Consider the following 19,515-nt stretch of genomic DNA (forward strand, 5'->3'; position numbering starts at 1 on the left):
AAGATGAATATCTTTAGGCGACCCGACGTCCACTACGGCAAGACTCCTCGACCGGAAACCCCGTATCAGAAGGCGGAGCAGATCTGGGATGAGCGCATCGGGTCTGCTCGCGTGCAGGCACGCAACTGGCGCGCCATGGCGTTCGGGTCGCTCATCTTGTCGGCAGGCCTTTCCACGTCACTGGTCTGGCAATTGGGCCGCGGCACTGTCGTGCCCTGGGTCGTGCAGGTCGACAAGATGGGCCAGGTTCAAGCGACCGCGCCCGCGATCGCGGATTATAAGCCGACTGATCCTCAGATAGCGTGGCATCTCGCCCGCTTTGTCGAACAGGTGCGCTCCGTCCCCGCCGATCCGATCATCCTGCGCCAGGACTGGCTGCGCGCCTATGATTGGACCACCGACCAGGGCGCCGCGGCGCTCAACGATTACGCCCGCGCCAACGACCCTTTCTCCAGGGTCGGCAAGCAGCAGGTCGCGGTGGATATCTCTTCGGTCATCAGGGCTTCACCGGGCTCCTTTCGTGTTGCCTGGATCGAGCACCATTACGAAAACGGCCAGCTTTCCGGCACCGAGCGCTGGACCGCGATCCTGACGATCGTGACACAAATGCCAAACGACGCCGAACGTCTTCGGGCCAATCCGCTCGGCATCTACGTCAACGCCATCAACTGGTCCCGGGAGATGAGCCAATGAACCTGCCATTGTGTGTCATCGCCACTCCGGCTTTGACAAGGTCGGCGTTTGCCGTGGTGTTGTTATCGGGCTCCATACTTGCCGGTTGCGCCACACCTCAGAAACCACCTCAGATCTCCTATGATGCCTACGTGCCGCCTTTGCCCGCCGCTCCGGCAGCCGGGCTCGATGAAAGGCCAAAGCCGCTGCACGTTCCACCAGGGTGGGTCCCGGCCCGCGGCGGTGTCGCCGGCAGCACGCCGGTGGCGCGCGTCGAGAACGCAAACGCGGCGGCGCGAGTCCAACCGCGTCGTGAGGGCTATTACAACGCCATTCAGATTTATCCCTGGAGTGAAGGAGCCCTTTATCAGGTCTATGCCGCTCCAGGACAGATAACGGACATCGCGCTTGAGCCTGGCGAAAGCCTGACCGGCGAAGGTCCGATCGCGGCGGGCGATACCGCGCGCTGGATCATCGGCGACACCGAAAGCGGAGCGGGCGTCACCAGGCGCGTCCACGTGCTGGTCAAGCCTTCACGCTCGGACATCAACACCAATCTCGTCATCACCACCGACCGGCGCAGCTACATGATCGAGCTGCGATCGGGCGAGAAGCCGTACATGCCCGCCGTGTCATGGGCCTATCCGGCGCCGCCGGCCGGACAAGCGCGGGCGATCCCCGCGACACCGGTGATTCCCGCCATCACCGCACGCAACTACCGCTATGGTCTCACCGGCGACGCGCCCCCCTGGAGACCCGTCACCGTCTATGACGACGGCAGGCGGGTCTATGTCGAGTTTCCACGCGGGATCGTGCAAGGCGAGATGCCGCCCATCTTCGTCATCGGCCCGGACGGCGAGGCCGAGATTGCCAACAGCCGCGTCTACCAGAACACCCTGATCGTCGACCGACTCTTTGGCGCCGGGGAATTGCGGCTTGGCAGTGGCAAGCGGCAACAGACCGTCAGGATCGTCCGCACCGATGCCACGAGGAGAGGCCTGTGGATGTCAGGCGCCAACGCCGTGCCGAATGCAAAGAACGCATTTCGTCAAAGGGGAGGGGAGCACTCGTGAACGAGAACGAAATACCGGCTGCGCCGATGCAGCTTCGCGCCGATCCGCCGCGTGTCACCCGCCTGTCGCGCAAAGTGCTCGCCGGCATCAGCTTATGTGCATCGCTTGGCGTCGGCGGCGCGCTGATCTACGCGCTTCAGACGAGCGAAACCGGCAGGCATGGCGACGAGCTCTACTCGACGTCCAACAGGCAGCCCGCCGACGGACTGGCCAGCCTGCCGCGCGACTATACCGGCCCTGTTCTTGGACCGCCACTGCCTGGCGATCTTGGCCGGCCGATGCTTGATGCCCAGAACAAGGGACAGCCCGTCGTGCCGCCAACGATCGCGACACCCATGGTCGATGAGGCTGAACAGCGCCGGCGGGCCGAAGAGGAGGCGGCCCGAACCTCGCGCGTCTTCTTCCAGACAGGGCAGTCAACCGCGGCGATGGCCGAAACCCCGCCCGGGGGAACTTCTCCGGCGAACCTTGGCGGCCCCGAGCTTGCCGGTCAGGTCGGCCAGTCGACCACACAAGACCGCCAGCTTGGCTTTCTGAATGCGGCCGCTGATCGGCGCACCGTGACGCCGGATCGCGTCACGCCGCCGGCATCGCCCTATGTGCTCCAGGCAGGGGCCGTCATCCCGGCGGCCCTCATCACCGGTATCCGTTCCGATCTGCCTGGTCAGATCACCGCGCAGGTGACCGAAAATGTCTATGACAGTCCGACGGGTCGCTCGCTGCTGATCCCGCAAGGCACGCGTGTCATTGGCCAGTATGACAATGGGGTCGGCTTCGGCCAGCGGCGCGTGCTGCTTGTCTGGAGCAGGCTGGTCTTTCCCAACGGACGCTCCATTGTTCTTGAACGCCAGCCCGGCACTGACGCCCAAGGCTATGCCGGCCTTGAGGACGGCGTCGACTACCATTGGGCCGAGCTGTTCAAGGCGGCCGCACTCACCACCATCCTCAGCGTTGGCGCGGAGGCCGGCTCGTCCGGCCAGGAAAGTGACATCGTGCGCGCCTTGCGCGGCGGCGCCTCCGACAGCCTCAGCCAGGTGGGCCAGCAAATCGTCCAGCGCCAACTCAACATCGCACCGACGCTGACGATACGGCCAGGCTTCAATGTGCGTGTCGTCGTTACGCGCGATCTCGTGCTCGAACCCTACGGAGGCTGAAAATGGCCAAGCTGAAACTCGGTCCGATTGCAGACGACAAGCCGGTCAAGGTCACAGTGGAACTGCCGGCGCCGCTGCACCGCGATCTGTCCAGATATGCTGAGATCCTTGGCCGCGACGCGGGTCAGCCTTCCGCCGATCCCCTTCGCCTGATTGTGCCCATGCTTGAGCGATTTATCGCGACGGATCGGGGCTTTGCCAGAGCCAAGCAGGAGCGAAAAGGTTGAGGGTCACCTCGCCGCAAGGCGAAACGAGCAATGCCAAGGGCAGCACGGTTCACTGCTCTGACCGGTTCCTCCCGTAGGCAGCCAACTTTGCCCGTAGCTCAAGACCCTCAAGGTCTGACACCCTACGAGTTCATCTGCAACGCGTGGACTTTCGCAACCTGACCACGGCCGTTCTCGCGAGCTTTGAGAAACCAAGAACTTACGCTAGTATCTGGTTCTGGCTCACTTATAGGAAGTTTTGGCACAAGGGATGGTATTGAAACCGAAATGACCACAAATGCCGGCCATGGTTTGCATTCTCGGATGATATCTTACTTCCGCCGGCCCGCTGGCGGTTTGCTCATCGGGCTCTTCGTAATTATTGTCATTATTTATATCGCGATCAATATATCATTGACGCTCTAACCACGGCATAAGGCCGGAACTGCCGCCCGGCGGCTATCGCGTGGCGCGCCCCGACTAACGAGCTCCCATCTCTTAGGCCAAGCCCATCACGTCGGTGCGAGCACCAGCGAGGGAAAGGTGCCTTCGGGCCGCTTCTTGACGAAAAAGATCGCGCCTTCGCTGTTTGAAACCACCTTCGCGAAGAAGTTGCGGACCGAGTCGATTTCCGATCGTGTGACACCTGCAAAGAGCAAATCGTTAGCTGTGCGAATGAAGGGGGTGAGTCGGGCCACCGCATCGCGACCGCTGTCGGAGAGACTGACCTGCACGGACCGTCGGTCGTTCGAGCTTGGCTTCTTTTTAAGAAGGCCAATGCGAACGAGGCGACCGACCTCGGTCGTCACGTGCGTCTGGGCTAGATGAACGTGTTCTGAAAGCTTCCTTATGGTCACGCCGTCGCAGCCCTCACAATATGCGGTGCCGAGAAGAACAGCGAACTGCGACCCCGTAAGGTTGGCCCGTCTTCCAAACGCATCGCGACAGATCAGAAGGCGACCAATCGCGAGTGTCATCAGATGGATCGTATCTCGAAACTCATAATCGCTACCATCGCGCAGGAGGTCGGGGTGCGAAACGGTCGCAGCTGGAACGAAACGCTCGGATCGGCGGTCACTGGGTCCGGCGCTGCCCTGCTGGAGTGCATGTGTATGCCTTGAATTGGTCATGAGCGCTGCGCTCCTCGCCTCGAAATTTGCGTTTGCCAAACGCGTTAGAAAGGTACACAGTGTAGGTATATATTGTACCTAAGATGCTCCGCAACGGAGCTTCGATCAGGGAGAGCAGTCGATGAACGCCAGCGCCGCCTCTTCAGCTTCCGTGTCGACGCCAGGTGCCGCTTTTTGCCACTGCTGTACAGGAAAACATGCGAGGTCGACTTCCATGCCCTGGTTATCGAGCGCCTCGATGAACCCTCTCAGGTCTGCGTAACTCACGAGAAACGTCTCCTCTGTGCGCAGTTCCCCGCGGCTCGCGCTCATCGATGCGCTTCGCCCGGGAGCAATCATTGAGTGAATTAAACACACTTGACTACCTATTGTCTATAGCAATATTCTATGTGTAGGGAGGAACGCTCATGTCGAAAATACGCATGCTTCGGAACACACTGGACCGCCGTCAGCTGATGGGTGGCGCGATTGCCGCGATGGCTCTTGGTTATGCGGGCTCCGCACTTGGGCAGAGCAGCCCAAACCCCCAGAAGGGTGGGTCTCTGCGCGTCGGCATCGCCGGCGGCGGCCCCATCGACTCACTTGACCCGCATTCCCCGATTACCCCGGCTGACATCGCCCGTGTTCTCAATCTCTACGACGGTTTGGGGGATGATAACGAACAGGCCGAGTATCGACCGCTTCTGGCTGAGGAGTTCGAGGTAAATCCCTCGGCAACCGAGTGGACGATTCGGATCAAGCAGGGAGCTGAATTTCACAACGGCAAGACGATCGGCGCGGATGACGTCGCCTATACGATTCGACGGATCATCGATCCGAAGAACCCTCGCAATGCAGCTCCGGTTATGCGCTCCATCGATCCAGCGCAGATCGTCAAGCTGGACGACCGTACGATCCGTCTTAAGCTTCGCCGTCCCGATGCGGCGCTGCGGGATGCTTTCCGCATTCTGAACACCGGTGTTGTGCCCGTCGATTTCGACCCCAAGAATCCTGTTGGTTCAGGCCCCTTCAAGCTCGACCAATTTGTTCCCGGTGAGCAATCGACTTTCAAGCGCTTCGAGAACTATCATGGACAAGCGCCTTACGTAGACGAACTGGTCCTCATCGATCTCCCCGACGATGTTGCGCGGGTGAATGCTCTTCTCGGAGGGCAGGTTCACGCGATCGAGGGTCTTCCCTACTCCCAGATACCGGTGGTGAGTGCCAACAGTAGCTTCAAGGTCCTGACGAGCAAAGCGGGGTCGTTTCGGCCATTCACGATGCGGGTCGACAAGCCTCCTTTCGACGACGTCAGGGTGCGGCAGGCTCTGCGGTTGCTGGTCGATCGCGAGCAACTCGTAAAACTGGCCTTCTCCGGCCACGGGCGTGTCGCATACGACGCGTACTCGCCCAATGATCCCTGTTTCGACACATCTCTGGTTCGGGAGCGCGACGTCAAAGAGGCTCGGTCGCTGCTTGCCCGCGCGGGTCATTCCAATCTGCAGTTGGAATTGGCCACGACCGCGGCCGCACCGGGTCTGCTCGAAGCTTCACAGATCTTTGCCGAACAGGCGCGGGAAGGGGATGTGACAATCAACGTCAAGCGGCTCGACCAGGGCGGCTTCTTCGCGGAGTATACCAACTGGCCCTTCGCGGTAGATTACTGGACCCACAATCCTTACCTGAACCAGGTTGCCTTGGGGGAACTCGCCACTTCACCCCTCAACCCGACCCGGTTCTCCGACGAAGAGTTCACGCGTCTTAACGACCTTGCCCGCGCCGAACTTGATCAGAACCGCCGGTGCGAGCTTGTGCATCAGATGCAGCGGATTTCCTTTGAGCGGGGCGGGCTGATCATCTGGGGCTACCCCGACACTATCGATGCTCACTCGGCCCAGATTGGCGGCTTGGAGCCCGACCTTACGGGTTGGGGTCTGAACCGTTACAAGTTCAAGAAAGCATACTTCGTCGCCTAGTGACGCTGGCGAGGCCGACCTTCAGAATAGGAAATGACGTGATGCTGTATCGTTCCGCGATGAGCACAGAGGACGCTGATGTTGCACCGGCAGACCTGCCGGTGCCGTCCGCCCCATCGCGCTGGGCCTGGATCTTGCGGCGGTTGGGTTTCGGACTTCTGGCTCTATGGCTTGTCTCCGTCTTGGTATTTGCCGCTACTCAGGTGCTTCCAGGTGATCCGGCCCAGATTATCCTGGGCCGGGATGCGACACCTGCGCGCCTGGCCGCCCTTAGGGAGGAACTTGGCCTGAATGCCGCGCCGCTAGACCAATATATACAGTGGATGAAGGGCGTTCTCACGTTCGACCTTGGGCAGTCGTTGGCCACCCGTCAGCCCGTAGCCGATCTCATCAGCCGGCGAGCCGCGAACACGATGATCCTGGCCGGTGCGGCCGCCATTCTAAGTCTCCTGATTTCAGTAGGCCTGGGGCTGCTCGCGGCAACGAGGCAGAAGGGAGTGTTCGATGGAGTGTTCAACGTTACTGCTATGGTACTGACAGCGTTGCCGGAGTTCGTTGTCGGTATCGGCCTCGTCCTGGTCTTCTCGACCGCAGTGTTCCATCTGCTTCCTGCGATCTCGATTGTGACGCCTGGGATGAGCCCTCTCAAGGTGCCCGAGGTCCTGGTCCTCCCTGTTGCTACTCTGGTTCTGGTGACAGTTCCTTACCTGGGCCGTTTCGTACGTGCCACGATGCTGGCTGTGCTCGAAACAGATTACGTTCAGATGGCGCGCCTGAAAGGCTTGTCCGAGTGGCGCGTCATCTTCGTGCACGCGTTCCCCAATGTGCTTGTTCCCACGATCCAAGTAGCTGCCGCAACACTGGCGTATCTGGCGGGCGGTGTGGTCGTGATCGAATACCTGTTCAGCTATCCAGGGTTGGGTCAAACCCTCGTTGAAGCCGTCGCATCTCGCGACCTTCCCGTACTCCAGGCAGCCACATTGTTGCTGGCCAGCGTCTACGTGGCCCTCAACCTTATCGCAGATATACTCAGCGCGTTTGCGAACCCGCACATGAGGGGGGCATCATGACATCCAACGTTCTAACGGCACCACAGCGCCGTAAAAGGCCCAGACGTTTACCCGACGCCGGAATGGGCTTTGGAGTGGTCCTCGTCGGTTTTGTCCTCGCCCTCGTTCTGCTTGGCCCCTGGCTCGCTCCCCATACATCGACGGCGCTCTTGGCTGCGCCCTTCGAGCAGCCGTCCGGTGAGTTATGGTTCGGCGCCGATTTTCTTGGGCGCGACGTTCTCAGCCGCACTCTGTGGGGTGGTCAAACGGTGCTTGGACTGAGCTTGACGGCGACGGTTCTGGCACTCGTCGCCGGGGTAGCTGTCGGCCTCGCGGCGGGTGCGTCGAACAGCTGGGTCAGCGACGTCATTATGGCAGCGATGGATCTGATCCTCGCCTTTCCGCAGATTGTTCTTGTCGTCCTTTTCGTTTCGATGCTCGGTCCGCAACTGTGGCTGATCACCCTCGTTACGGCGATTTCGCACGCCCCGCGGATCGCACGGGTGACCCGCGGCCTAACTGCCGAGCTCATGCAGCATGAATTCATTCAAGCAGCTCAAGTGATTGGAACGCCGAGCCGGGTTGTCCTGACCCGCGAAGTTCTACCGAGCCTGCTTACGCCGCTGGCCGTGGAGTTTACGACCCGACTGACGTGGTCGGTCGGCCTCATTTCCGGCCTTAGTTTCATTGGCTTCGGACTACAACCGCCGCAAGCCGACTGGGGGCTGATGCTCAATGAAAACCGCAATGGGCTACTCATCCAGCCCTGGGCCGTCGTGCTCCCGGCGTTCATGATCGCGGTCCTGACAATCGGCGCCGGGCTCATCGCCGATTCTCTGGCGCGAAGAGCATCCGGATCGGGCCAGCAAGGACGTTGACGATGTTAGCTGCAGAAGTAGTCAAGCTAAAGGTTGAGACGATTGGTCGACGCGACGAAATCGTGGACGATATCAGTTTCACGCTCCGCCCTGGTGAAATTGTCGGCCTGGTCGGTGAGTCAGGATCCGGCAAGAGTACGGTTGCCCTCTCTCTTCTGGCATACGCGCGAAGGGGAGCGACCATTGCCAGCGGTCGGGTCATCATCGACGGAAAAGACATTCTGTCGATGCATCGGAGCTCATTGCAGGGGATCAGGGGGCGTCTCGTCGCTTATATACCTCAGGATCCCGCTGCAGCCATCAACCCCTTCCTCAGCATTGGCACCCAGCTCAGAGAGGTTTTGGCGGCTCACCGCGACAAACTGACCGGGACCGAACGTAATGAGCTGGTCGGTACGGCGATGCGCGACGTTCAACTGCCCGGCGATGCCGCCTTTCTTTCACGCCTTCCGCATCAACTATCGGGAGGACAGCTCCAACGGGTCGCCATCGCGATGGCATTCATGTGCCAACCCAAGTTGATCGTTCTCGATGAGCCGACCACAGGGCTCGACGTGAGTACCCAGGCCTACGTCCTTCGCACCGTTGCGAGGCTCTGCCAGCAGAGCAATGCAGCTGCGCTCTACGTGACGCATGACTTGGCGGTCGTCTCATCTCTCGCTGATCGGATTTTGGTCATGTACGGAGGGCGGATCGTCGAGGCGGGTCGATGCGAGGATGTTTTCACGCGTCCGCGTCATCCGTACACACGCAAGCTTCTTCGGGCGACTCCCGATCGCCATGCGCGTTATGCTCTTGAAACCATGCCGGGGCGAGCCCCGCGTCCGGGGTCTCGTGTTCCCGGCTGTCGCTTCGCTCCGCGCTGTGCACAGGCCCAAGAGCGCTGCCATGTCGAGGAACCATCGCTCGACTTGGTCGCCGAGGCTCATCAAACCCGGTGCTTCTTCCCAACCGAAAACCTGCACCAGGCGCGTGTAACTGCAACGATTGGACCCGAGGTGAACGGCACCGAGCTCCTCAATGTGTCTGGTCTCTCGGCAAGCTATGGCAACATGCGCGTCCTGGATGGCGTGAGCCTTTCCGTTCGCGAGGGCGAGTGTGTTGCGCTCCTGGGCGGCTCAGGATCCGGCAAAACCACCCTGGCGCGGTGCATCATGGGCTTGGTCGCAGCCTCTGACGGAACGGTCCGGTTTGCAGGACAGGTTCAGGCCCGTGATGCGCGAGGTCGACCCGCCTCCGTTCGGCAGCAGCTTCAGTACATCTTTCAAAGCCCATTCCGGTCGCTCAACCCTCGCCGTACGATCGGCGACATTGTTGCTTCACCCCTTGAAACGCTCTTTAACATTCGAGGAGCGCGGGCACGTCAAGAGGTCCTGACAGCGCTCGAGAGAGTATCTTTGACCCCCGCGGTGCTCGGACAGTATCCGGGAGAACTCTCGGGCGGAGAGCGCCAACGCGTCGCGATTGCCCGTGCGCTCGTGTGTCGACCCAAGCTCCTCATTTGTGATGAGATTACGTCAGCTTTGGACGTATCGGTGCAAGCGAACGTTGTCGATCTGCTACGGCGATTGCAGCGAGAAGATCGACTCGGGCTCTTGTTCGTCACTCACGATATTGCGCTCGTGCGCAACATCGCCGACTCCGTGCTGGTGATCAACCAGGGACGGGTCGTCGAGAGTGGTCGCGCGGCAGACGTCATCGACCGGCCGAGTGACGGCTACACCAAGTTCCTCGTCAATGCCACGCCGTCGATTGAAATACCTGTGCCGGCACATGCCGGCAGCGGAATGTAGGGGGCACAGATGGACCAATCGTTTGAGGTAGATGCGGATGTCATTATCATCGGCGGCGGTTTCGCCGGTGCTGTCGCACTGCGAGAGCTTTCTTCACGGGGTGTAAACTGCATCCTGCTTGAGGCTCGCGACTGCCTCGGCGGTAGAACAAGGACGATCGAATGGCACGGGCGTGTCACGGAGGTGGGAGGACAATGGCTGCACTGGCTCCAGCCGCACGTCTGGTCCGAAGTCACGCGGTATGGTTTGGAGCTCTACGAACGAAAGCCAATTCAACGAGTTCGCTACGCTAGCGGCGGCGCTATTCGCGAGTGCTCGGTGGGTGAGTTCCACGATCTTTATTCGGGAGCTTGGCAGACCCTTTATGCCGGCGCAACCGATGTTTTCCCCCGCCCGCATGACCCACTTTATGCTCAAGCGAAGCTCGCAGAGATCGATAAGTTGTCAATCCGGGACAAGCTCACCGCCGACGGCGTGGAAGGTGAGGTGCTCGACGCGGTCAGGGGGCTGGCGTCGGTCTCCTTCAACGCGCCTCCCGACGATGGAGCGCTGTCCCAGGGGATGCGCCGTCTTGCGATGGTTGGCGGAGATCCTGATCTTCTCGCTCAGACCCTCCAGCAGTTCCGATTGCGTGACGGAACGCGGCGGCTTCACTCGGCGATCCTGTCGGAAGGCAAGGGAAGCATTGAACTTAATGCAGTGGTCTCGCAAATTCGCCAGAATCCCCAGGCCGTCGAGATCCTTCTGGCCGATGGTCGTACCTTCACCTCACGCGCGGCTGTGGTTACCGTTCCGTTATCGACGCTTGGGGACATCGAGTTCTCTCCACCACTCGCGAAAGGCAAATCTGCCTTCGTGAGCGAGGGCCAGATGACACAGGGAAGCATGTTCTGGTTGCGGTTGCGGAACATGCCTCAGGAGGCCTTGCTCGCCCTGGCGCCGCCGGAGCACCCGCTGTCTTATTTGCGTGTCGACGATGAGGAGAAGGACGGCACCGTCATTGCAAATGGCTTTTCGCCATCCCGAAAGGCACTTGATCCGTCTGACCGCTCCGCGATCGAGAAAGCGGTGCGGCTCTGGGTGCCGAAGGCGCAACTTGTCGAGCATGTTTACCATGACTGGGCGACCGACCCATTCTCGAAGCAGACGTGGACGATGCTGAAGCCTGGGCAGCTCTCAAGCTACTTTGATGATCTTCAGCGGCCCGAAGGATCTGTCTTCTTTGCCGGAGCGGACTACGCGAGTGGTTGGTTCGGTTTCATCGATGGCGCTATTCAATCGGCGCACGTGGCAAGCCGCCAGGTCGCGGCATACTTGCAGGAGAAAGGACTCGAACATTCGGGTTCGTTGAACAAGGTTGACAAACAGCAGAGGGTCGCATGAGCACAAACACAAAACGGATAGAGAAGAGAGCCCTCGGTCGGGTTCACGTCGCGGGCCAGCCGATGCCATGGCTGAAGGGCGTGGTTGCTGGCGATTTCGTGTTCTTGGCGGGTACTGCTGGCGAGACAGATGATGCGGGCCAACCCGTGAGATCGATCGAGGAGCAGACCGCTTTGGCTTTCGCGAGGGCTCAAGAAGCTTTGTTGGAAGCCGGAAGCACACTCGAACGAGCCGTTCGGATCAACCAGTACCTGTCCGACCGCACGTTGAGGACACGTTATGTGGCTGCTCGCCAATCCTGGCTCGAGGCGAATGTTCCGGCACTCATGAGGGAGCCGTCATTCGCTTCGCTGCTCGTCATTCAGGAACTAGCGGACGAGGAAATGCTCATCGAGGTAGAGGTAACGGCGCTGGTCGGCTGATGAACCGCCGTGCTCCCGGCCCCGTGAAAACCGCGTCGATATCTGTGGGAAACCGAGTAGTGATCGCTTGCGATCCGCAGTCCTTCGTATATTGAGTATAGCAATAAAAAAGGGAGCTCCGGTGGCTAGATCGTTCGATTTTGCCGACAAAAGGACGACGGTAGGACCGTCGTCCCGGGTGAAGAAGCCAAAATCTTCAAATCAGCTAAGTACGCGGCCGACCCTGACTTTGCCGGAACTGCTGGAAGGAGGCGACAGTCAAGAGTTTAGGCACATGATGGCTTTGCTGTTCGCCTCCGTCAGCCGGTTGCAATCCATGCGTCGGGCCTTGGCAGGTGAACTCGGAGTAAGTTCCACCGAGTTTGCCGTCATAATGGCGCTGTACCACATAGAGGGTGAGAGCGGCGTACGCATAAAACAGATAGCGGACTACCTCCACAGTGCCGGTGCGAATGTCACAGCCACAGTCGGTCGCCTGCAATCCGAGGGTTGGGTCACCAAAGTTGAGGACAGCGAGGACAGCCGCGCAATGCTGGTGAAGCTCACCCGTAAGTCGAGAAATACACTCGATAAATCGATGCCTTCGATTTCCGCGATCAACGATGTCTGGTTCAAAGGTCTCCGAAAGGATGACGTTCGGGTTGTGACCCAGTTCCTGGAACGATTGATCGAGCAATACGGTGCTGCCGCTGCGGTTGCAAACAACCTCTCGATACTGACGGAATCCACCGACTAGATTCTGCCCCGTAGGGATGCAAGTCGTTCACCGGGCAAGATCCGGGCTGCGGCTTGGCATACGAATACGCGTCGAGTGGCCTTGACCAGCCTTGCATGGCAATTGTCACATGCTGGCGTCCAGCGCTTGTTTTATGCAATTTCCTCTATTTCTGCTGCCTGCAAGATATCCGGTGCGCTTGTCTCCATGAGAACCTGGACACGCCAAGCGTAGCATGTGTGCAGGATGCGCTACCCGGTCTTTGCATAGATCGGCCGGATCCGACTCTGGGCTAGCGATGTCCAAGCGGGTAGAGCAGCTCCTGCATTCTTCTATGCGAAGAACTGAAGCCGTCGTCAGCATTTTGTCCTAGAGTTAACGGGTGAGCAGGGTCGACACCTGCTCGAAGGAGAGGCTTTGCAACGCGGACATCAACCGTGTCGCAATGCCCTGAAACGATGTGTTCGACCCGGCCCGGAAGGGCGGACGCCAACTGTCCGGAAGAACCGAAGTAACACGTGTCCACCGCGTATCTCGATCATCGAAGTCTCCGGATTTGAGCTAACTCCTTGCAGGCCCTCTCTCACTCGCTCGTCACCAGTCGCGCGGAGGAAAAGTGTGCTGTCTGGTGAATGGCTCCCTTGACCAAGAAAGCTATTAAATATATGTATAATAAGATAGACACACCGCTAGCGATTTAGATTCAGGAGGAAGCTATGAACATCGAGACGCAGGTCACGAGTGCGCCGTCCGCCAAGGGCGCTGCAGGAGCACAGGAGACGGCTGCTGAGGCTATCGTCGATGCTCTGGTCAAGGAGGGGGTTCCATTCGTTTTCGGCATGACGGGGGACACGATCCTGCCGATCATCGACGGCCTCCACGCTCGATCGAGCGAAATTCGCTATATCACGACGCGGCTTGAGATGAGCGCTGTGGCTATGGCGGACGGCTATTCCCGCGTCACAGGGAAGCTCGGCGTCGTGACGATGCACGTTGGACCAGCCGTCGCGAATGCAGTTCTTGGCACCTGGACGGCTCATAAAGACAATGTGCCCGTCATGGTTCTCTCAGCCAACCTAGACCGTTTTCGACTTGGGCGAGACATCTGGCACGAGTTCGATGTCGTGGGGGTTTTCAGCAAGTTCACGAAGTTCTCCGATCAGATGATTGAAGCGAAGGACGCGAGGCGCCTGATGCGCACTGCGATGCACGTGGCCCAGTCGGGGCTTCCGGGCTGCGTCCATCTGGACTTCCCCAAAGATCTGCTGGCCCAGCCTGCCGACACAGAAACGTTCGATCTTTCGCTTCGTGGCGGCGCCCACATGGGCTTTGTTGCCCGTGCGCCGCGGCCAGAAGAGGAGGCTGTCGAGCGTGCTTTGGACATCCTGGCCGAAGCGAAAAGTCCCGTTATCATTGCGGGGCGGGGCGTTGCTTGGTCGAAAGCCGATTCGGAACTGAGATCCCTGGCCGAAGCACTCGGAATTCCCGTGGTGGCGACTGAGATGGGCCGGGGAACATTTCCTGAGGACCACGCCCTCGCGGGCGGACTTCTCGGCCACTTTGGTCACACCGCAGCGAACACGATCGTAGCGGAGGCGGACGCGATCCTTGGGCTGGGATGCCAGTTCCATAACGTGAACACGATTAACTGGCAGCTTATCCAGCCCGAGGCCAAGATCATCCAGGTTGAGAGCGAACCGCTCGAAATCGGTCGACAGTATGCCGTGGCCCTTGGGGTGCATGCTGACACTGGGTCGTTCCTCCGCGATGTCCTGAATCGGATGCGCGATCGTTCTACAACCCGGCCATCCGAGTACAAGGATGCGGCGATCGCAAGGCTCTCGGAGTTGAAGCGTCAGGAGAGAGAGACGTTCTACTCGGTCGACCTCGACTCGAAGCCCATCAAGCCACAGCTTGTAGCATCTCTTCTTGAGGAACTCGCCGACGACGACGCGATCTTTGTCATCGGCTCTGGTCACAACACCCACTTCTCAAACTACATCAAGATCCTGCATCCCGGACAGTACCATTACAGCATCGGTTCAGGCTCTATGGCTTGGGCTGTTGCTGCCGGCATGGGCATGAAGCTGGCTCAACCGCACCGACAGGTTATCGTTCCGATCGGCGATGGCGATTTCAGCATGAATGCCCAAGAGCTTGAAACGGCTGTTCGCGAGAACATTCCAATCACCGTGGTCATCTATAACGATGTCTCCTTCGGCGCGCTCAGGATCTTCCAGCAGAGGCAATACGGGGACCGCCAACTCGGGTCGACCTATGGGGACACCGATTTCGTCAAGCTCGCCGAGGCGTATGGTGCGCGAGGAATTCGAGTGGAAGATCCAAAGGACCTGAAGGCAGCGCTTGAACAGGCCCTGGCGGCCGATGTCGTGACTGTAGTCGACGTGCGAATCGATCCTTGGGAGCTTGCTCACCGAACCCCTGAGTTCAAGGAGTTCCATAGGTTCTGATGGAATGCGTTGCCGCCTCCTGTTCAAAGGAGGCGGCAGACTCAGAAGTAATGGAGGCGGCGATGCAGGAACGGCCCTTACAGGGAGTGCGAGTGGTCGAATGTACAACGATGATTACCGGACCACTTGCAGGCATGATGCTGGCGGACCTTGGTGCCGATGTAATCAAGGTAGAACATCCGGAAGGTGGTGACCCGTTTAGAAGTTTCCGTGGGGGATCCGTCAGCCCTTATTTCTTGGCCTACAATCGTAACAAGAGGTCAATCGCGTTGGATCTCAAATCCGAAAGCGGTCGGCGCGTTCTGGAAAAACTTCTTGGGACTGCCGACGTTCTGATCGAGAACTTTCGTCCTGGTGTCCTCGACCGTCTTGGGTTCGGCAAAGATCGGTTGCAGAAGATCAATCCCAATTTGATCCTCTGCTCGATCAGCGGCTTCGGCACGAGCGGCCCTTACCGCGATCGACCTGCCTATGATGCTGTCGCACAAGCCGTAAGCGGCCTTTCCAGCTTGTTCTTCACGCCCGAGGAGCCTCGGATCACCGGGCCAACCATCGCTGACAACTTAACAGGTATCTACGCCTGTTACGGGTTGTTGGCCGCCCTCCATGCTCGGATGGCACACGGTCGGGTGAGCAGTGTTGAAGTGAACATGCTCGACTCCGCGATCGCGTTCACGCCCGACACGTTCCTGGCCCACACCCTCCTTGGTCTCGAGCCGGGCCCTTTCATGCGGGTGCAGGCTTCTCAGTCCTATGCTCTTCGCTGCCGGGATGGAGCAATGCTGTCGGTCCACCTGTCATCGCAGGAGAAATTCTGGCGGGCCTGCCTGGAAGCATTGATGATCCCGGAACTCGCCGATGATCAGCGATTCAGCACAAGGGCAGCGCGCGTCGATAATTATCTCGAACTCGCCCGTGAGTTGAATGCGGCGGCGCGTTCGCAGGATAGAGCGTACTGGCTTGATCGCCTGGCTGCGCTGGACGTGCCGCATGCGCCTGTCAATTCGCTCGCAGAGGTGATCGACGACGAACAGGTGAAGCACCTCGGCGTTTTCGCGCAGATGCAGCATCCGATTCTGGGACCGCACATTGCCCCGCGCCGGCCGGTTACCTTCAACGGGTCACGTGAGGATCAGCCGCTGGTGGTGGCGCCTGAGATGAATGCGCATGGTGAGGAGATCGTGCAGGAACTGGAGCTTAGCGAGGCTGACGTTCTGAGCTGGCGTGAGAACCTTACGGCTAAGGGAGTTAGTGAGGGAATTGGAGCACCTGCGGGGTCTACCGCGCCGGAACCGGCTTCAACTCCAGAACGAGTGACAGGGTAGGGGGGTATATGAGCACTCGAACAGACCAGGTCGAAGGACCCGTCACGCGGATCGGTACATCGCCTTTCGACGTTGACCGCCTGCGCTTGCGCGGTCGGGACGTTCTGACTGAGGTTCTTGACCATGTCACGTTCTCAGAGGCGTTCTTTCTCGCTGTCACCGGGACAATACCAGACGGCGTGCAGCGCCGCGTTCTCGACGCGGCCCTCGTCATTCTGATGGATCATGGTTTAACGCCAACGGCCCTCGTTTCGCGCCTTGTCGGCGACTCTGTTGCCGATCAACCCCAGGTCGCGGTGGCGGCTGGCCTGATGATGGTCGGGGACAAGTACGCGGGTACGATGGTAGGCGTCGGCACTTTTCTCAAGGCCGGCATCGACGTTGCCGATCACACTGCCTGGGCGCAGGATCTCGTGAACCAGTATCGAAGTACTGGACGACGTTTGCCGGGGTTTGGTCACCCGTTCTACCGAGGAACGGATCCACGAGCAGAGAAGCTTTTGGAAATCGCTGTGGAAGCTGGGGTGCAAGGGAAGTACATCAAGCTTCTTAGGATCGTTCAAACGGAGCTTAGCTCAAGCCTCAGCCAGCCGGCTCTCCTGAACGTAACGGGGGCACTCGGCGCAGTCCTCTGTGAGATCGGCTTTCCCGTGCGGGCGATGAGGGGTCTCGCCGTGGTCAGTCGGGCGGCAGGTTTGGCAGCTCATGTGGCCGAGGAGGCCACGCATCCGATCTCCCCGGCCCTTATAAAGTTTGCTGCAACCGTGCCCTACCACGAGGATGACGGCAACGGCATCAACGGCTAGACAGCCGGTCGAGTTCGGGCGTGCCTCTGACGATGAACGAGACCGACTGATCGAAGAGCCCCGGGGTGCCTGAGTGCGGCAAATCTTGCTGGCCGGTTCGGCAGCGGGCTATGAACGGGCGTCGATATCGTCTCGCGTGTGGAGAGCCACCAGCGTTGAGTAGAGGCACGTTGGCCGCATACCTGCCGCAGCTTCGACGATCTCTTCAGCCAACAGCGCCTCCTGCTCATACGTTCGTCCTCCTGATGGCACATAACCATGGATCAAACGGCCACCTCAGCGGGGGCAGGCAGATTGTCGAAGCTGTCGAGATTGAAATCGTGCCAACATGGACAAGCAAGCGAAACGTCCACGCGGCCTAGATCACCGTGTGCGGGTCGTCGTACGGGAGGGTCGGATCCATTGGGACAGGGGCATTGCGCGACCCTCCCGGAGAGCGGATGGCTATGTTGTTTGGGATGAGCTCGTGATCGATGTCACGCGCGAGGTGGAGGCTGAAGCCAATTTCCGCATGGCGAAAGATTAAACCAGCCGGGCGCACGTGGCAGCCACGCAAGGTGTTGCTGGGGTCGTTGAACAATTGAGGCCATTACGGAGTTGCGGCAGGTAGCAGATTCACCCGCTGATGCCATGATTAAGGGCAATGTGACGGCGGCCCCAAGGGGACTGCACGCCTGGTGGCGCCATTACGGGCTTGGCCGCGTTGGCTACGACCGTCATGACTAGTCTCCTTGTCTCTCAGGAGCGACGAGATCGATCATTCGCGCGACGTCCTCGTCTCCGTAACCACGCTCCATCGCCTCCCGATAGCGAGGAATGGCTGCGCTCAGGAGATTGGGAGAGAGCCCACCCGCCCGCGCAACCCTGTCAATGATCTCAAGATCTTTGAGCAGGATGCGCGGAGTCCCCAAGGGCTTTGTTGGCTCCCGCGCCGCCATGATCGGACCGCGTGCATCGAACTGGGCGGACGAAGCAGCGCTGCCACGTAAGGTCTTTGCGACGAAAAGTGAGTCGAGACCAAGGATTTCCGCTAGAGCAACAGCCTCCGCGGCGGCTTGAATATGGACACCGACGAGGAAATTCGCGACGTACTTCACCCGCAATCCATTGCCAAAATCTCCACAGTAAACAACGCTGTCGAGCATGTCTTCGAGAACGGAACGCCAGCGTTCGACTACAGCGAGTTCCCCGCTCGCGAGCATCAAACCCTTTCGAGCCGCGACGGCAGTCGGAATACCTGAGATCGGGCAGTCCAGCATGACGCCGCCGTGAGCGGCGTACTGGCGCGCCGTATGCATTTTCACGTCGATGTCAAGTGTGCTCATTTCGACAAGCACCGGGAGCAAGCCGCCGCGCGACAGAAATCCATTCGGACCGGCCACGACCTCGGTCAGGGCTTCAGGTGTCGGCAGGCAGGTCATGAGCACGTCCGATCCGGCGGCGGCCGCCGCCGGCGAAGCCGCAGGCGTGCCACCAATACCTGAGAGCGGCTCAAGCGACCCGCGCCGATAGCCGACGACGCGGTGACCACGTTCTATCAGGTTGCCTGCCAGTACCAAACCGAGACTGCCAAGGCCGACAAAGCCGACCTGGACGGATCGCGCGATCGGCTCGGTTGGGGCAGGTCTGTCAGAAACGCTCACGACGAGACCCCCGGAAGGGAGGCTGTCGCCGTCGACAGAGACAATCGGATGCGTAGTGCGCCTTCGTTGAGAGTCCAGATGGCAAAGTGCGCGTCGCGAAGCCCAGCTTTAAAAAAGGGCTCATCGCACCAGAGGGCTTGAGCTTCGGAGAGATCAACACCCTGAAGGATAGTCAGACCCTCATAGGGAGGCACCTCCGGGCCCGCTACAGGACCAGACCCAAACAGCACGCCGCGGCGCTCCAGTTCAATGAGGTAGGCGAAGTGATCGGGCAGGAGCCGGCGTATCGCGTCGGGATCGCGGGCATTGACATGGCGGATCACGACAAATGGTGCTGCCATCATTCGCTCTGTTAGGAGTTTGAGGTCGTTACCCTCGTTCGGCATTTCCGTCTCCCCCGTTGTCATGCCAGGTTGAACGAGCGGTCGGAGAAATGCACAGAGAGGTCTAGCGCTCCTTTATTGATCAGCCAGGGACGGACTCGGTAGGTCCGGTACTTCAAGACATGAAAGATGTCCCCTTGTGCAATTTCGTGCGCCTCCGCTTCTGAGGCAACCTTTAGCAGGATCATTCCATCGGGGTGGTCTGGATCATCAACGAAAGGCCCAGCCAAGAAGACTTTGTTCTGGCGCTCCAACTCGGCATAGTACCCAATATGCTCACCAATACGTGCGATGCGCCCGCCAGCATCTTCGTTCCATAGGGGCGTCTTCTCTAGAAGGAGGGCATAGACCAGAAGCCCAAGCATGCCTTGGGTGCTCTCCTGCTCGCTGGCGTGTACCGCCTCGCGGAAGGTACTCATCGCATGCTCTCCCTAAGTGTGGTCGGCCTCGGGCACTG

General features: G+C 59.7%; 19 protein-coding genes. 14 read left to right on the forward strand and 5 right to left on the reverse strand.

What is annotated here, in order from left to right; translation table 11 throughout:
• Nucleotides 1–3 precede the first annotated feature (3 nt).
• From trbF to EN845_RS06270, 4 genes are read left to right on the forward strand one after another with little or no spacing between them, the layout of a single operon-like run.
• On the forward strand, nucleotides 4–693 hold the full coding sequence (trbF, locus tag EN845_RS06255) for a conjugal transfer protein TrbF (protein WP_135907075.1): 690 nt from the start codon (nucleotides 4–6) through the stop codon (nucleotides 691–693).
• On the forward strand, nucleotides 690–1,745 hold the full coding sequence (trbG, locus tag EN845_RS06260) for a P-type conjugative transfer protein TrbG (RefSeq protein ID WP_135906850.1): 1,056 nt from the start codon (nucleotides 690–692) through the stop codon (nucleotides 1,743–1,745). The genes trbF and trbG overlap by 4 nt, the downstream gene beginning before the upstream one ends.
• Nucleotides 1,742–2,899 (forward strand): TrbI/VirB10 family protein, encoded by a 1,158-nt coding sequence (locus tag EN845_RS06265; RefSeq protein WP_135880873.1) that lies wholly within the window; start codon nucleotides 1,742–1,744, stop codon nucleotides 2,897–2,899. The genes trbG and EN845_RS06265 overlap by 4 nt, the downstream gene beginning before the upstream one ends.
• Nucleotides 2,900–2,901: 2 nt before the next feature.
• Nucleotides 2,902–3,126, forward strand: a complete 225-nt coding sequence (locus EN845_RS06270; protein ID WP_135880872.1) for a DUF2274 domain-containing protein — start codon at nucleotides 2,902–2,904, stop codon at nucleotides 3,124–3,126.
• A 491-nt stretch (nucleotides 3,127–3,617) separates the two neighbouring features.
• Here the strand turns inward: EN845_RS06270 and EN845_RS06275 are convergent, their stop codons facing one another.
• Both EN845_RS06275 and EN845_RS35340 read right to left on the reverse strand, forming a co-directional pair.
• Nucleotides 3,618–4,235 carry a MarR family transcriptional regulator gene (locus tag EN845_RS06275; RefSeq protein ID WP_135906851.1) on the reverse strand — a complete coding sequence of 206 codons (618 nt, stop codon included), beginning with the start codon at nucleotides 4,233–4,235 and terminating at the stop codon, nucleotides 3,618–3,620.
• 105 nt (nucleotides 4,236–4,340) lie between these two features.
• Nucleotides 4,341–4,502 (reverse strand): hypothetical protein, encoded by a 162-nt coding sequence (locus EN845_RS35340; protein ID WP_167531262.1) that lies wholly within the window; start codon nucleotides 4,500–4,502, stop codon nucleotides 4,341–4,343.
• Between the two features lie 140 nt (nucleotides 4,503–4,642).
• On the opposite strand from EN845_RS35340, the gene EN845_RS06280 reads away from it, so the two are divergent.
• The 10 genes from EN845_RS06280 to EN845_RS06325 all read left to right on the forward strand — a co-directional run bounded on the left by EN845_RS06280 (nucleotide 4,643) and on the right by EN845_RS06325 (nucleotide 17,032).
• On the forward strand, nucleotides 4,643–6,190 hold the full coding sequence (locus tag EN845_RS06280; protein WP_135906852.1) for an ABC transporter substrate-binding protein: 1,548 nt from the start codon (nucleotides 4,643–4,645) through the stop codon (nucleotides 6,188–6,190).
• Nucleotides 6,191–6,231: 41 nt separating this feature from the next.
• Nucleotides 6,232–7,260, forward strand: coding sequence for an ABC transporter permease (locus tag EN845_RS06285; protein WP_210234932.1), 1,029 nt, complete (start codon nucleotides 6,232–6,234; stop codon nucleotides 7,258–7,260).
• The gene (locus EN845_RS06290) at nucleotides 7,257–8,117 is read left to right on the forward strand and encodes an ABC transporter permease (protein WP_210234933.1); all 861 of its coding nucleotides are present in this window, start codon (nucleotides 7,257–7,259) and stop codon (nucleotides 8,115–8,117) included. The genes EN845_RS06285 and EN845_RS06290 overlap by 4 nt, the downstream gene beginning before the upstream one ends.
• A 2-nt stretch (nucleotides 8,118–8,119) precedes the next feature.
• A complete protein-coding gene (locus EN845_RS06295; protein WP_135906853.1) occupies nucleotides 8,120–9,910 on the forward strand; it encodes an ABC transporter ATP-binding protein in 1,791 nt (596 codons plus the stop codon).
• A gap of 9 nt (nucleotides 9,911–9,919) precedes the next feature.
• Complete coding sequence (locus EN845_RS06300) at nucleotides 9,920–11,293, forward strand: NAD(P)/FAD-dependent oxidoreductase (protein WP_135906854.1); 1,374 nt, start codon at nucleotides 9,920–9,922, stop codon at nucleotides 11,291–11,293.
• Nucleotides 11,290–11,715, forward strand: a complete 426-nt coding sequence (locus tag EN845_RS06305) for a Rid family hydrolase (RefSeq protein ID WP_135880866.1) — start codon at nucleotides 11,290–11,292, stop codon at nucleotides 11,713–11,715. Before EN845_RS06300 ends, EN845_RS06305 begins: the two co-directional genes overlap by 4 nt.
• Before the next feature lie 121 nt (nucleotides 11,716–11,836).
• Nucleotides 11,837–12,451 (forward strand): MarR family winged helix-turn-helix transcriptional regulator, encoded by a 615-nt coding sequence (locus EN845_RS06310; RefSeq protein WP_135906855.1) that lies wholly within the window; start codon nucleotides 11,837–11,839, stop codon nucleotides 12,449–12,451.
• A 695-nt stretch (nucleotides 12,452–13,146) separates the two neighbouring features.
• Entirely contained in the window at nucleotides 13,147–14,901 is a 1,755-nt protein-coding gene (locus tag EN845_RS06315) for a thiamine pyrophosphate-binding protein (protein WP_135906856.1), read from the forward strand.
• Between the two features lie 62 nt (nucleotides 14,902–14,963).
• Nucleotides 14,964–16,226, forward strand: coding sequence for a CoA transferase (locus tag EN845_RS06320; protein ID WP_135906857.1), 1,263 nt, complete (start codon nucleotides 14,964–14,966; stop codon nucleotides 16,224–16,226).
• Between the two features lie 8 nt (nucleotides 16,227–16,234).
• Nucleotides 16,235–17,032, forward strand: a complete 798-nt coding sequence (locus tag EN845_RS06325) for a citryl-CoA lyase (RefSeq protein WP_135880862.1) — start codon at nucleotides 16,235–16,237, stop codon at nucleotides 17,030–17,032.
• A 722-nt stretch (nucleotides 17,033–17,754) separates the two neighbouring features.
• Here EN845_RS06325 and EN845_RS06330 read toward each other — a convergent pair.
• From EN845_RS06330 to EN845_RS06340, 3 genes are read right to left on the reverse strand one after another with little or no spacing between them, the layout of a single operon-like run.
• Nucleotides 17,755–18,675, reverse strand: a complete 921-nt coding sequence (locus EN845_RS06330; RefSeq protein ID WP_135880861.1) for an NAD(P)-dependent oxidoreductase — start codon at nucleotides 18,673–18,675, stop codon at nucleotides 17,755–17,757.
• Complete coding sequence (locus EN845_RS06335; protein WP_167531263.1) at nucleotides 18,672–19,061, reverse strand: YciI family protein; 390 nt, start codon at nucleotides 19,059–19,061, stop codon at nucleotides 18,672–18,674. The genes EN845_RS06330 and EN845_RS06335 overlap by 4 nt, the downstream gene beginning before the upstream one ends.
• 17 nt (nucleotides 19,062–19,078) lie before the next feature.
• Nucleotides 19,079–19,477 (reverse strand): YciI family protein, encoded by a 399-nt coding sequence (locus tag EN845_RS06340; protein ID WP_135880859.1) that lies wholly within the window; start codon nucleotides 19,475–19,477, stop codon nucleotides 19,079–19,081.
• Nucleotides 19,478–19,515: the final 38 nt, after the last annotated feature.

Source organism: Mesorhizobium sp. M8A.F.Ca.ET.202.01.1.1, assembly GCF_004791595.1.
GTDB lineage: Bacteria > Pseudomonadota > Alphaproteobacteria > Rhizobiales > Rhizobiaceae > Mesorhizobium.